At 70.1% G+C, this 13,566-nt stretch carries 13 protein-coding genes; 3 read left to right on the top strand and 10 right to left on the bottom strand.

What is annotated here, in order from left to right:
* Positions 1-33: 33 nt before the first annotated feature.
* The 7 genes from ACIRYZ_RS06995 to ACIRYZ_RS06965 all read right to left on the bottom strand — a co-directional run bounded on the left by ACIRYZ_RS06995 (position 34) and on the right by ACIRYZ_RS06965 (position 7,152).
* Positions 34-546, bottom strand: coding sequence for a cobalamin B12-binding domain-containing protein (locus ACIRYZ_RS06995; RefSeq protein ID WP_402940608.1), 513 nt, complete (start codon positions 544-546; stop codon positions 34-36).
* Complete coding sequence (locus ACIRYZ_RS06990) at positions 546-1,784, bottom strand: type III PLP-dependent enzyme (protein WP_402940605.1); 1,239 nt, start codon at positions 1,782-1,784, stop codon at positions 546-548. Before ACIRYZ_RS06990 ends, ACIRYZ_RS06995 begins: the two co-directional genes overlap by 1 nt.
* The gene (locus tag ACIRYZ_RS06985) at positions 1,781-3,310 is read right to left on the bottom strand and encodes an AMP-binding protein (RefSeq protein WP_402940602.1); all 1,530 of its coding nucleotides are present in this window, start codon (positions 3,308-3,310) and stop codon (positions 1,781-1,783) included. The genes ACIRYZ_RS06990 and ACIRYZ_RS06985 overlap by 4 nt, the downstream gene beginning before the upstream one ends.
* 30 nt (positions 3,311-3,340) lie before the next feature.
* Entirely contained in the window at positions 3,341-4,867 is a 1,527-nt protein-coding gene (locus ACIRYZ_RS06980; RefSeq protein ID WP_402940599.1) for an AMP-binding protein, read from the bottom strand.
* Positions 4,868-4,900: 33 nt separating this feature from the next.
* Positions 4,901-5,152, bottom strand: coding sequence for a phosphopantetheine-binding protein (locus ACIRYZ_RS06975; RefSeq protein WP_402940596.1), 252 nt, complete (start codon positions 5,150-5,152; stop codon positions 4,901-4,903).
* A gap of 144 nt (positions 5,153-5,296) precedes the next feature.
* Positions 5,297-6,232 (bottom strand): ACP S-malonyltransferase, encoded by a 936-nt coding sequence (locus ACIRYZ_RS06970; protein WP_402940594.1) that lies wholly within the window; start codon positions 6,230-6,232, stop codon positions 5,297-5,299.
* The gene (locus ACIRYZ_RS06965; protein ID WP_402940591.1) at positions 6,229-7,152 is read right to left on the bottom strand and encodes a proline iminopeptidase-family hydrolase; all 924 of its coding nucleotides are present in this window, start codon (positions 7,150-7,152) and stop codon (positions 6,229-6,231) included. Before ACIRYZ_RS06965 ends, ACIRYZ_RS06970 begins: the two co-directional genes overlap by 4 nt.
* Positions 7,153-7,537: 385 nt before the next feature.
* On the opposite strand from ACIRYZ_RS06965, the gene ACIRYZ_RS06960 reads away from it, so the two are divergent.
* The 3 genes from ACIRYZ_RS06960 to ACIRYZ_RS06950 all read left to right on the top strand — a co-directional run bounded on the left by ACIRYZ_RS06960 (position 7,538) and on the right by ACIRYZ_RS06950 (position 10,290).
* Positions 7,538-8,767: a cytochrome P450 gene (locus tag ACIRYZ_RS06960; protein WP_402940590.1), complete on the top strand. Its 1,230-nt coding sequence runs from the start codon at positions 7,538-7,540 to the stop codon at positions 8,765-8,767.
* A 48-nt stretch (positions 8,768-8,815) separates the two neighbouring features.
* Positions 8,816-10,036, top strand: coding sequence for a cytochrome P450 (locus ACIRYZ_RS06955; protein WP_402940587.1), 1,221 nt, complete (start codon positions 8,816-8,818; stop codon positions 10,034-10,036).
* 62 nt (positions 10,037-10,098) lie between these two features.
* On the top strand, positions 10,099-10,290 hold the full coding sequence (locus tag ACIRYZ_RS06950; protein ID WP_402940584.1) for a ferredoxin: 192 nt from the start codon (positions 10,099-10,101) through the stop codon (positions 10,288-10,290).
* Positions 10,291-10,533: 243 nt separating this feature from the next.
* Here ACIRYZ_RS06950 and ACIRYZ_RS06945 read toward each other — a convergent pair whose 3' ends face one another.
* The 3 genes from ACIRYZ_RS06945 to ACIRYZ_RS06935 form a co-directional block, all read right to left on the bottom strand.
* Positions 10,534-11,031: an adenosine-specific kinase gene (locus ACIRYZ_RS06945; protein WP_402940581.1), complete on the bottom strand. Its 498-nt coding sequence runs from the start codon at positions 11,029-11,031 to the stop codon at positions 10,534-10,536.
* 272 nt (positions 11,032-11,303) lie between these two features.
* Complete coding sequence (locus ACIRYZ_RS06940; RefSeq protein ID WP_402940578.1) at positions 11,304-12,944, bottom strand: AMP-binding protein; 1,641 nt, start codon at positions 12,942-12,944, stop codon at positions 11,304-11,306.
* A gap of 139 nt (positions 12,945-13,083) precedes the next feature.
* Positions 13,084-13,323 carry a chaplin gene (locus ACIRYZ_RS06935; protein ID WP_402940576.1) on the bottom strand — a complete coding sequence of 80 codons (240 nt, stop codon included), beginning with the start codon at positions 13,321-13,323 and terminating at the stop codon, positions 13,084-13,086.
* Between the last annotated feature and the right edge of the window lie 243 nt (positions 13,324-13,566).

Below are 13,566 nucleotides of genomic sequence, written 5' to 3'. Positions count from 1 at the left end.
CGAAGCCGCCGAACCCGCCGACCTCGCCCCCGATCACGTCAACACCCGCTGCGGGAGCGAGTCGAGCAGCCGCCGGAAGGAGGCGATCCCCTCCGCCCCGTCGTCGAAGACCGCGTCGTAGCCGGCCGCGATCAACTCGGCCGGCTGCTCGGCGCTCTGGGCGCCCGCGATGCCCAACTTGCCGCCGATCACCGCCGGGACGGCGCTCAGCTCGTCGCGCTCGCGCACCTTGCCGATCATCCGGATGCCGTCCTGGAAGCCGTGCCCGTTGACGCTGCTGACCACCAGCAGCGCCGGACGGCGGGCCAGGCTCTCGCTCACCAGCAGGTCGGCGGGCACGCAGGGGCCCAGGTTCACCACGTCGAACCCCATCTCCTCCAGCAGCAGCTGCAGGAAGACCAGGTTCCAGGTGTGCGAGTCGGAGGTGCCGCCCGCGACGATCACCGTCGCGTCCCGCTTGACCACGGCGGGAAGGTCCTGCGCGGCGGCGACAGGCTGGTCCCGCGCGGCGGCGACGGCCTTTCTCTGCTCTGCGGGCAGCGACATCACAGCTCCTGGCCGAGCTCGTAGGCGCGGATGTGCTCGATCCGCGACACCGAGACCAACTCCTCGCCGCGGACCAGGATCTCGGTCGGTGCCGGGCGCCCGAGGAACATCAGCAGGCTGGCCGTCGGGCCGTAGGCGCCGGCGTTGGGGATGCTCACCACGTCCCCGGGCGCCAACGCCGGCAGCTCGATGTCGCGGCCGAGCACATCGCCCGGAGTGCAGAGCGGACCGACCAGGCTGGCGATCTGCTCGAGCGGGATCCCCTCGTCGTCCAGGCGCACCGAGACCGGCATGATCCGGCCCAGCCCGGACATGCCGCCGAAGGTGTTGATCCCGCCGTCCAGGATCACGAAGCGCCGGCCGCGGCTCTCCTTGAGGTTGACCACGCCGACCATCAGGGTGCCGCTGTCGCCGACCAGGTAGCGCCCGGACTCGACCGCGATCCTCACCTCGCCGCTGCGCCAGCCGGGGAACCACTCGTCCAGCGAGATCGCCATCGCCTCACGCAGGTTGCCGTACACCGGCCGCTCGCCGCGGACCGCGTACGGCACCGAGAAGCCGCCGCCGATGTCGACGAAGCGAAAGCGCGTACCGAGCTCGTCCTGCACCTGGGCGGCCACCGCGATGGTGTGCTGGAACTCCCCGATCAGGCTCGCCTCGTCCTTGGCGTTGCTGAGCGGGAAGAAGTGCGCCCCCGCCACGTCCGTACCCGGCACGTCGAAGAGCTGCTCGCGCAGCTCGGGCAGTGTCTCGCTGTCGAAGCCGAACTGGGAGGGCACCCCGGTCATCCGGATGCTGGACGTGGCGCTGGCACCGGCGCTGTTGACCCGCAGCAGGCAGGTGGCGACCACGCCGAGCCGGGTGGCGACCGCGCCGACGTTGCGCAGATCACCCAGCGACTCGACCGAGAAGAGCCGTACCCCGGCACTCAGCGCCTCGGTCAGCTCCCCCTCGGTCTTGCCGGGGCCGGTGTAGAGGATCTCGCTGCCCTGGAAGCCCGCACTCAGCACCGCAGCGAGCTCACCGGTGGAGCTGATCTCCGCCCGGCAGCGCCGGCCCTCGCCGGCACGCATCTCGCGCAGCAGCTCGGGGTGCGGGTTCGCCTTCGCCGCGTAGAAGAGCTCGACCTCCTCGGGCAGCGCGGCGAACAGGTCGCGTCGGGCGGCCGCGACGCGGTCCAGGTCGTAGACGTACGACGGAGTACCGAAGCGCTTGGCAAGCTCGGCGTAGCCGGTCACGGGGTGGCCCCTTCGAAGAGTAGAGCGAGCTTCCTGCGATCGTGCTTGCCGTGCAGCGTGAGCGGCAGTTCCTCGACCATCCGGCACAGGCCCGGCACCTTGGCCGGTTCCAGGCGCAGCGACAGCTCCCGCAGCACCGTGTGCGGCGCCAGGTCGCCCACCACGCAGACCGCGAGGTCGCGGTCCTCGGTCGGCGGCAGCGCCGCGGCGGCCTGGACACCGGGGATGTCCATCGCGGCCGCCTCGATCTCGATCGTGCTCATCCGCACGCCCTTGCGCTTGAACATGTCGTCCCGGCGGCCCTCGTAGTAGAGGAACCCGTCCTCGTCCACACTGCCGAAGTCACCGGTGTGCAGGCGCCGTTGCCCACTGACCGGGTCGGTTCGGAAGGCCTTGGCGGTGAGCTCGGGCGCCCGCCAGTAGCCGGGCATCACGTGCGGGCCCTCGACCACGATCTCGCCGACCGCGCCGGTGGGCACCTCATTGCCGTCCTCGTCGAGGATCAACACCCTGGTGCCCGGCAGCGGACGGCCCACCGAGGTGGGCTTGACGTCCTCGAACTCGGGCGGCAGCACCGAGATGCGCTTGCACTCGGTCTGGCCGAACTGGCGGACCACCTCGGCGCCGGGGAAGGCCGTGCGCAGCGCGTCCACCGTGGTCTTCGGCAGCGCGGCACCGGTGTTGGTGAACAGCCGCACCTTGGACCCGCCGCCCGGGTCGCGCTCGGCGAGGGAGCAGATCATCGCCGCCAGCGAGGGCACGATCGGCACCACGGTCGCGCCGCTCTCACGAATCCGCTTGAGCAGCACCAGGTCCGAGTCGGTGTCGGCCAGCACCAGTTCCGAGCGGCCGAGCGCGGCGATCAGGATCTTGTAGAGCCCGTAGTCCCAGGAGATCGGGAACCGGCAGAACACCACGTCGTCGGGGCGGTAGCCGAGTTCCTGGTTGATCGCCCTGGAGGCGAAGACCATCTGGCGGTGCGGGCAGATCACGCCCTTGGGCGCGGCGGTGCTACCGGAGGTGTAGACCAGGACGGCGACCTCGTCGGCGTCGACCTCCTGGACCGAGGCCCGCACGCCGGCACCGTGCAGAGCCGTCACCTCGGGCCAGACCTCGCCGAAGCCCAGCACCTCGACCGGCGAGAGCCCGGAGATCCGGTCCACCGCGGTGTCGGCGACGATCACCAGCCGGGGTTCGGCGTTGGCGAGCACCGAACGCAGGTGGTACTCCTTCATGCCCGGGTTCAGCGGCACCAGCACCGCACCGCGCCGGGCCGTGCCGTAGAACAGCGCCACCAGCGCCCGGTTGCTCGGCAGTTGGACCAGCACCCGGTCACCGGGGCGCACGTCGCGCGACTCCAGCCACGCGTCGACCGCGTGGCTGTACTCGCCGAGCTCCTGGTAGGTCCATCGCCCGTCCCGGTCGCTGACCGCGACGGCACCGGGCGCGGCGTCTGCCGTCGCCTCGTCGAGCACCCCGTGCACCAGCACGGCGGGCTCGGCCTGCGGTATCGCGTCACCACTCACGGCGTGTGTCCGTCCTCTCCATCGTGAGCCTCAATCGGATGTCGTCGCGGCCTGGAGTGCGAGCTGCTTGCGGTCGATCTTTCGGTTCGAGTTCAGCGGGAACTCGGCCAGGTGCTGATAGCGCTTGGGGACGATCGCCACCGGTAGCACCTTGCGCAGGTCACGGGCGAGTTGAGCCGGCGGCACGACCTCGCCGGTGTAGAAGACCACCAGTTCCACCGAGCCCTGGGCCGCCGTCGCCACGGTGACCGCGTCCTGCACGCCGGGGCAGCTGCGCACCGCGGCGTCCACCTCGGCCAACTCCACCCGCACCCCGAGCACCTGCACCTGCGCGTCGTCCCGGCCCAGGTAGAGCAGCTCACCACCGTCCGCCCGGCGGACCCGGTCCCCGGTGCGGTAGAAGCGCCGACCGTTGCGGTCGAAGAACCGCCCCACGTCGTCACCGGGATCGAGGTATCCGGCGGTCAACTGTGGTCCTGCAATGCACAGTTCACCCTCAACGGCAGAGTCCTCGCCGCTGGGGTCGAGCAGCAGGACCTGGTGTCCGCCGTGCACCGAACCGATCGGCACCATGCCGTTGAGCGCGTCCTCGCCCGCCCAGCGGTGGGCGGCGACGGTGATGGTCAGCTCGGTCGGCCCGTAGAGGTTCTCCAGTGTCGAATCCGGCGCCGCCGCCAGCCAGTTGCCCGCATCCTGGCAGCTCAGCGCCTCTCCGGCGAAGAAGCTCCAGCGCAGCGAGGGCATGCTGGCGGGCCCGAGGCCCCCCATCCGCCGCACCAGCGCGATCGCACTGGGGGTGGAGAACCAGACGGTCAGGCCGTTGTCGGCGATGAACCGCGGCATGTCCCGGTAGGCCTGCGGCGGCGGAACGACCAGCGTGCCACCGGCTCCCCAGGCGCAGAACAGGTCGAACATCGCGCAGTCGAAGTTGAGGTCGAAGTTCTGCGAGAAGACGTCCTCGGGACCGAAGTCGTACCGCTCGTCGAGCAGGCCGAAGTAGTGACGGGTGTTGGCGTGGGTGACCGGAACGCCCTTGGGCCGGCCGGTCGAGCCCGAGGTGAACAGGACGTACGCGGTGTCCTCGCCGCGCACCGGCATCGGCGCGGGCAGCGCGCTGCCCGCCGCCGGCGGTACGGCCGGCTGCGGCTGACCGCCGGGGGCGAAGAGCACCGGTAGGTCGACGCCCTCCTCCCGCAGCCCGACCAGGACCGGCAGCGAGTCGTCGTCGGCGATGAGCGCACCGACTCCGCTCGCCTCGATCATCTGCCGGGTGCGGGCGGCGGGGAAGGCCGGCTGCAGCGGGACCATGGTGATCCCGGTGTACAGACCGGCCAGGATCGACGCGTACGCCGAGGGGCCCTTGCCCGCCAGCACGCCGATCGCCGCCGGCCGCGACGGCAGGTGGGCCAGCAGCGAACCGGCCAGCAGCAGCGCGCGCTCGTGCAGCTCCTGGTAGGTCAGGCTGGTCCCGCCTGCCAGCACTGCGGGGCGGTCCGCCGACTTGGCGAGTCCGCGCAGGAAACGCCCGGACAGCGCGAGGTCCACGGTGTCATCCATCGTGGTGGCCCTTTCGTGTCCCTCTCCGCCCCGTCAGGCCTCGGCGCCGGTCAGCATGCCCGCCACGGTCTTCCAGAGCACGCCGGGGGTCTCGAAGGTCTCCGGGGTCAGCGCGTCGTCCAGGAAGCGGACGTCGTAGGCCGCCTCCAGGTTGCCCAGCAGCTCCACGGTGCCGAGCGAGTCCAGGCCCAGCTCACGCAGCGGGGTGTCGTTCTCCAGCTGCTCGCCCGGGGGCAGGAAGGGCAGGAAGCGGCGCAGGGTCTCTTCGAACTTCTCGTCCCACATGGTGACTCCATCACTGTCGTTGTTCGTCGTCGAGTGTGCTCGGACGGCGCCGCAGCGGCGCCGGTGTGCTCGGGCGGCGCTGACCGGTGTCGGCGCGTTCTGGCAGGTGCGCTCCAGGAGGGGGGCGGACCCGCGCCTCGGCGCTCAGCCGACGGAGGACCGGCGCCCGGGGGTCATCGCCAGCCGGGGGTTGGCCGGCACGACCTCGAAGTTTCCCGTGGTGCACGGGACTCGGCCGAACAGGCTGTCAGGACCCGCGACACAGACCCGCTCGACGCCGAGCCGCTTGAGCCCGGCCACCGCGTCCGGCCAGCGCAGCGGACGCACGATGCTGTCCAGCAGCATCGTGCGCACCTGCTCGGCCGTGGTGAGCAGCGCGCCGTCCTGGTCGGCCACCACCGGCAGCTTCGGGTCGGTGAAGTGCAGGGTGGACAGCACCTCGCGCTCGGCCTTGTCCCGCAGCCCGGCGAAGGCGCCCGAGTGCAGCGGCGGACGCATGGTGTAGAGCGGCATCCCACCGATCGCGCGCAGCCGGTGCTGCATCCACTCCACCCGGGACTCGCGCAGCGAGAGCATGTAGAAGCCCTCGTCGACGTAGCAGGAGATGTCGTGCCACTCGCCCTGCTCGTCCAGCTCGGCGAGGATCTCGCCCAGTTTCTCCTCGGGAGTACGGACGAAGGAGAGCACCACGATGTCGGTGTGCTCCCGGCTGAAGTACTCGTCCATGCAGCGCGCGAGTTCGGCGGTCATCCGCACGGCCTCGGGCGTCGAGAGCGACCGGGCGAAGGCGACCGCCGCCTTCTCGCCGAAGCTGGGGCCGAGGACGGCCTCGGCTTCGACGCCGAGGGCATCCTGCGCCCAGTCGGCGCTGGCCAGGCAGTTGACCAGGAAGGCCACCTGGGCCGCCTCGGAGTAGTCGCCCTCGGCCTCGCGGAGGGCGTCCACCAGGGAGTAGCCGAGGACCTCGTCGGCGACCGTGACCAGTTCCCTGGCGAATCGGTTGGCCACCATGAACCGGCCGACGTCGTTGAAGGCGACCGGGCCCATGCCGGGGAAGATCATCGCTGTTCGCTTCGTCATGACCGGCTCTCTCCCACCGGCTGCGCCAGCTCCTTCAGGAAGCCCACCATCACCTCGGTGAAGCGATCCGACTCCTCCAGGTGCGGGCAGTGGCTGGAGTTCTCGAAGATCTCCCAACGCACGTTGGGGATGCGGTCGAAGTAGGGCTGCATCGTCACCGGGGTGGCCTCGTCGTACCTGCCGCTGATCAGCAGCGTCGGCGTCCGGATCGCGTCCAGTTCGTCGATGATCGACCAGTCCTTGAGGGTGCCGATCACGTGGAACTCGTTGGGCCCGTTCATCGTGTAGTACACGGTCGGGTTGTTGTAGATCTCCATGAAGGAGGAGAGGAAGTCCCTTGGCCAGGGCAGGATCCGGCACACGTGACGGTCGTAGAAGACCCGCATGGCGGCCAGGTACTCGGGGGACTCGAAGGTCTCGGCCGCCTCGTGCCGCAGCAGGGTCTCCTGCACGTCCGGCGGCAGCTGCGCGCGCAGCACGGCCATCTCGCTGAGCCACAGCGGGTAGGAGGCGGGCGAGTTGGCCACCACCAAGCCGCGCAGTCCGACCGGCCGGGTCATCGCGTGCTTCGCGGCGAGCAGGCCGCCCCAGGACTGGCCGAACAGCACGTAGTTGTCGGCGATGCCCAGTTCGCTCAGCAGGTTGGCCAGTTCGGCGGCGAAGAGGTCGACCTTCCAGAAGTCGGCGCCCTTGTCGGGCAGATGGGTCGAGCCGCCGTTGCCGAGCTGGTCGTAGTGCACCACCGGCCAGCCCTGCTCGGCGAGTTCGGTCAGCTGCAGCAGGTAGTCGTGGGTGCTGCCGGGACCGCCGTGCACAACCACCACGGCCGGTTTTCCCGCTCGGAGATCGCCGGTGACCCGGTACCAGGTTCGGTACTCCCCGAACGGGACGGTTCCCTTTGCGCTGGGCTCCAGGGGCACGGTAACCACCTCAGTCGACAGACGTGTTCGGGGTGCACGGGAACGTGATCCGGCCCCGACGCTAACGCGCTGCGACGGCCCGGCTGGACCCCTAGCGGCCCCTAGCCCAGCAGGGGCGCGAGCCGGATCGGCCCGGGTAGCGGCACAGGCCACACGGTAGGGGTCGGCAGGGGTGTGGTGCGGTGATCGGGCCGCCTAACGTGCGAACAACGGTCGAATGCGCCGTACGGATGGCCGCTCCACGCGCCCGGGTCCTCCTCGCGCGGGGGGCTTCCTCGCGCCGGGATCAGCGTGCCCGGATCAGCGTGCTCGCGCATACGACGCACGCGAGTTCCGACGTATGCGAGTTCGAATGAGTTCGTTCGAGTGAGTTCGAGAGGGCACCATGACCCAGACTGCCGACCAGGACCGTCCGGCCGCCCAGCCGCCGGCCTTCCCGATGCCGCGCTCCTGCCCCTTCAGCCCGCCGGCGCAGTACGCCGAGCTCCGTGAGAGCGAGCCGATCTCTCGGGCGGTCCTCAAGGTCAACGGCAAGCCCACCTGGCTGGTCAGCACCTACGAGAGCATGAAGAAGATCCTCGGCGACTCCCGGGTGAGCGCCAACCTCAAGCTGCCCGGCTACCCGCTGCAGGTGCCGGTGCCCGAGGAGATGCTGCAGGCCGTCCCGCTCACCTTCCTCTCCATGGACCAGCCCGAACACACCGTCCAGCGCCGGCTGCTGGCGCCCGAGTTCAGCCTCCGCCAGATTCGCGCGCTGCGCCCCCGGATCCAGCAGATCGTGGATGCCCAGATCGACGCGATGCTGGCCAAGGGCGGCCCGCTGGACCTGGTGGCCGCGCTCGCGCTGCCGGTGCCCTCGCTGGTGATCTGCGAGCTGCTCGGCGTCCCCTACGAGGACCACCCGCGCTTCGAGCACTGGGCCGGCCAGATCATGAACCAGGACATCAGCGACGCGGAGCGCGGCCTGGCGCACTACGAACTCGACCAGTACGTCGATCAGTTGGTCACCATCAAGGAGACCATGCCGGGCGACGACATGATCAGTCGACTGATCGCGGCCAACCGCGCCGAGCCCTCCGTCGAGCACGCCGACATCGTGAGCATGGCCCGACTGATGCTGGTCACCGGCCACGAGACCACTGCCAACATGATCGCGCTGGGCACCCTGGCCCTACTGGAGCACCCCGACCAGCTCGCCGCCGTCCAGGCCGACTCCACCCTGCTGCCCAAGGCCGTCGAGGAGTTGCTGCGGTTCTTCAGCATCTCCGACGCCGGCACCGCCCGGGTCGCGCTGGAGGACATCGAGATCGACGGAGTCGTCATCAAGGCGGGCGAGGGCATCCTTCCGCTCAACAACTCCGCCAACCACGACGAGAGCGTCTTCCCCGACGCCGACACCCTCGACATCCGCCGCGAGGCTCGCAGTCACCTCGCCTTCGGCTACGGCATCCACCAGTGCATCGGCCAGAACCTCGCCCGGATCGAGCTCGAGGTCGTCTACGAGACCCTGTTCCGGCGCATCCCCGGCCTGAAGCTCACCGTCCCGATGTCCGAGCTCAAGTTCAAGGACGACGCCATCGTCTACGGCATGTACGAACTGCCCGTCACCTGGTGACCCAGGCGGATCGATCCGACCAGTCGAACCCGACTCCGAGAGGGCACCATGACCCAGGACCACCTGGCCACCGAACTGCCGAACTTCCCGATGACCCGCACCTGTCCGTTCAGCCCGCCGGCGCGGTACGCCGAGCTCCGTGAGAACGAGCCGATCTCCCAGGCGGTACTCAAGGTCACCGGCAAGCCGGCCTGGCTGGTCACCACGCACGAGCACGTCAAGACGGTGCTCGGCGACTCCCGCGTGAGCTCCAACCTCAAACTGCCCGGCTACCCGCACCAGTTCCACATCCCCGAGGAGATGCTGCGCGAGGTCCGCCTCATGCTGCTCTCCATGGACCCGCCGGAGCACACCGCCCAGCGCCGCTACCTGATCCCCGAGTTCACCGCCCGCCGGATGCGCGCGCTGCGCCCCCGGATCCAGGAGATCGTGGACGCCCGGATCGACGCGATGCTCGCGGCCGGCGGACCGGTCGACCTGGTGGCCGCACTCTCGCTGGCGGTGCCCTCGCTGGTGATCTGCGAACTGCTCGGCGTCCCGTACGAGGACCACCCGCAGTTCGAGGAGTGGTCGGCGCTGATGATGAACCACGACATCAGCCCGGAGGAGTACGGCGCCGCGGTCGTCGGCCTGGACATGTACCTGGACAAGCTGATCACCGCCAAGGAGACCGAACCCGGCGACGACCTGATCAGCCGGTTCATCGAGAAGAACCGCGAAGAGCCGATCGCCGACCACACCGACATCGTCACGATGGCCCGGCTGATGCTGGTCGGCGGGCACGAGACCACCGCCAACATGATCTCGCTCGGCGTGCTCGGCCTGCTGGAGCACCCCGAGCAGCTCGACGCCATCAAGGCCGACCCCGAGCTGCTGCCCGGCGCGGTGGAGGAGCTGCTGCGCTTCTTCAGCATCTCCGACTCCGGCACCGCCCGGGTCGCACTGGAGGACATCGAGATCGACGGCACCGTCATCAAGGCGGGCGAGGGCATTCTTCCGCTCAACAACTCCGCCAACCACGACGAGAGCGTCTTCCCCGACGCCGACACCCTCGACATCCGCCGCGAGGAGGCCCGCAGCCACCTCGCCTTCGGCTACGGCATCCACCAGTGCATCGGCCAGAACCTCGCCCGGATCGAGCTCGAGGTCGTCTACGGCACCCTGTTCCGGCGCATCCCCGGCCTCAAGCTGGCCGCCCCGATGTCCGAGCTCAAGTTCAAGGACGAGGCCCTGGTCTACGGCGTCCACGAGCTCCCCGTCACCTGGTGACCGTCCGGCCCACAGAGGTTCACTCCACCGAGGTTCACCCCACAGAGCGAGGTACAACCACTATGCGTGTCAGCGTCGACCCCGACCGGTGTGTGTCGGCCGGCCAGTGTGTCATGCGCGCCCCCGACGTCTTCGACCAGGACGACGACGGCATCGTGACGCTGCTCCAGGAGGAGCCGCCCGCGGAGCTGCACGCGCTGGTCAGGCAGACCGCCTCGCTCTGCCCGGTGCGGCTCATCCAGATCACCGAGTAGCCGAAGGCCGACTGAGCGAACACCCCCACCGATCGCCCCGCCGAACGTCCCACACGTTCGGCGGGGCGTGGCGCGTTCGCGGGCCCCCGCTCGGCGACGGGTGGACCGGATCCCACCCGTCGCCGAGAGGCGCTGCCGGCGCCGAGGTATCCGTCCACGTCGTGGCAGAGGCCTGGCGGCACTCAGCGGGCCCGGGCGCAGGTGCCGAAGGCATGCGACCGGGCAGGAGACAGGACGCCGAGTTCAGAGCTTGTAGCCGATCTGGCGCAGCAGGCTGTGGCGGTCCGCGGCATCCTCGTCGGTCTCGACCCCGACCGGTGGTACGCCGTCGATCACGCCGATCACGCCGCGGCCCCGATCGGTGACGGCCAGCAGGACATCGACCGGGTTGGCGGTCGCGCAGAAGATGCCGCACAGCTCGGGCACGAGCTTGACGGCGTTGAGGACGTTGACCGGGTAGCCGCCGCGCAGCAGGATCACGAAGGAGTGGCCGGCCCCGATCGCCTGCGCGTTGCGTACCGCCAGCGGCACCAACTCCTCGTCGTTGCCGGATCGACGGACCAGGCAGGCGCCGGACGCCTCGCAGAAGGCGATTCCGAAGCGCAGGTGCGGGCCCGCCCCGGCCATTGCCTCGTGCACGTCCTCCACGGTCTTGATGAAGTGCGACTGGCCGATGATCACATTCACGTCATCGGGCTTCTCGATGCTCACCACATCGAAGGACAATCCGGCAGCGGCCATCAGGAACCTCCTGCTCTCGCTCGTCATCGGACGATGCACGTCGTTCCGATCATGTCCGCCGGACCTGCGTGCCGTCGGGACGGCACGCAGGCGGAGCGTCGCCAAGTCAGCCGGGAAGACGTCGGAGGACCAGATACGGACCGGTGCGCGGGTGGCCGGTTTCCGGCGGGAGGGGGATCACGCGTTCCACGGTGACGTCGAGGGGCGTGATCCCACTCTCCCGCCGGGTTCCCGGGCCCGCCTCCCGGGCGGGCCGAAGGTACTGGAAGGCTCTAGAGGCCGAGGATGCGGACGGCCAGCTCGCGCATCTCGACCTTGCGGATCTTGCCGGTCACGGTCATCGGGAACTCCTCGACCACGTGGACGTAGCGCGGGATCTTGAAGTGGGCCAGCCGCCCCGTGCAGTACTCGCGCACGGCATCGGCGGTGAGCTGATCGGCGCCCTCGCGCATCCGGATCCAGGCCATCAGTTCCTCGCCGTACCTGGCATCCGGGACACCGATCACCTGGACGTCGAGGATGTCCGGGTGGGTGTGGAGGAACTCCTCGATCTCGCGCGGGTAGAGGTTCTCCCCGCCGCGGATCACCATGTCCTTGATCCGCCCGGTGATCGCCAGGTAGCCGTCCTGGTCCATCACCGCGAGATCCCCGGTGTGCATCCAGCGGGCCGCGTCGACGGCCTCGGCGGTGCGCTCGGGCTCGTTCCAGTAGCCGAGCATGACGGAGTAGCCGCGGGTGCACAGCTCGCCGGGTTCGCCGCGCGGCACGGTACGGCCGGTGGCCGGGTCGACCACCTTGACCTCCAGGTGCGGGCCGACCCTGCCGACGGTGGAGACCCGGCGCTCGACCGAGTCGTCGGTGCGGGTCTGGGTGGAGACCGGCGAGGTCTCCGTCATGCCGTAGCAGATGGAGACCTCGGCCATGCCCATCCGGTCGATGACCTCCTTCATCACCTCGGTCGGGCAGGGCGAGCCGGCCATGATGCCGGTGCGCAGGCTGCCGAGGTCGTAGCCGGCGAAGTCCGGGTCGGCGAGTTCGGCGATGAACATGGTCGGCACGCCGTACAGCGAGGTGCAGCGCTCGGCGGCGACGGCGGCCAGGGTGGCGCCGGGTTCGAAGGAGGGGGCCGGGATGACCATGCAGGCGCCGTGCGAGGTGGCGGCGAGGTTGCCCATCACCATGCCGAAGCAGTGGTAGAAGGGCACCGGGATGCAGATCCGGTCCTGCTCGGTGTAGTTGAGCAGCTCCCCGACGAAGTAGCCGTTGTTGAGGATGTTGTGGTGCGAGAGGGTCGCGCCCTTGGGGAAGCCGGTGGTGCCGGAGGTGTACTGGATGTTGATCGGGTCGTCGGGCGCCAACTCGCCCTGGCGCTCGGAGAAGAGAGCGCGCAGGGCGGGATCGGCCCCGCGGCCGGCCGACAGGAGGGCGTCCCAGGAGGGACTGCCGAGCAGCACCACCCGCTCCAACTCGCGGCAGCTCGGCCGGACTTCCTCGATCATCGCGGCGTAGTCCGAGGTCTTGAAGCGCTCTGCGGCGACCAGCACCCGGATCCCGGCCTGGTTCAGCACATACTCCAACTCGTGTGCCCGGTAGGCCGGGTTGACCGTGACCAGGATCGCGCCGAGCTTGGCGGTGGCGTACTGGGTGAGGGTCCACTCCGCACAGTTGGGGGCCCAGATGCCGACCCGGTCGCCCTTGGCGATCCCGAGTTCCAGCAGGCCGAGCGCCAGCGCGTCCACGTCGGCGGCGAGTTGGGCGTACGTCCAGCGGCGGGCGGTGGGCCGGTCGACCAGGGCGTCGCGCTCGGGGAAGGCGCGCACCGCGCGGTCGAGGTTCTCCCCGATGGTGTCGCCGAGCAGCGGGACGTCCGAGGTGCCGCAGGCGTAGCTGCGCGGGGCGGGCGTGGTCGGCACGGGCTGGCTCCTGGGTGCGGAGGTGCGGGACGGGGACCATGGTCGCCGTTCCCGGGCCCGCGGCGCCACCCCCGAACGGGGGTGCGGACACGGCGCCGGGGCCGCCCGTCGGATTCGACGGACGGCCCCGGGGCTCAGGTCACTCGTTGATGCAGAGGTTCCCGAAGGCCGGGTTCAGAAGGCCGGTCGCGCCGATCGTGTTCCCGCAGAAATTGGCCTCGAAGTTGATCGGGATCAGGATCTGGTTGCCGGAGAGAAAACCGGGCGAGTTGGCGGCGATGCCGTTGGCACTCGCGTCGCCGGCCGCGGCGGTGCCGGCGCCCGCGAGGACCGCCACCGCGGCGAGCGCGGTGGCGGCGAGGGTGGTGCGAATACGCATTGCGTCACTCCTTGTGAGGGTGGCGAAAAACAGCCGTGTGACCATCACACTCGCACCGATCGAACTTCACCGCAGGCCGGGAACGCCCGGATTGGTCAGTCGGAGGGCGTGTCGCCCTCCCCCGCCCCCGGTGCGGCCCCGGCGGCCCCGGCGGCCCCGGCCACGCTCAGTGATTGCAGCAGTTCCCGGGCCGCTTCCAACCCGGGTTCGGCCGCCACCGCGCGGTGCAGCAGACCGAGCGCG

Source organism: Kitasatospora sp. NPDC101155, assembly GCF_044768305.1.
Classification (GTDB): Bacteria; Actinomycetota; Actinomycetes; order Streptomycetales; family Streptomycetaceae; genus Kitasatospora.
This window is presented reverse-complemented; position numbering and strand designations above follow the sequence as displayed.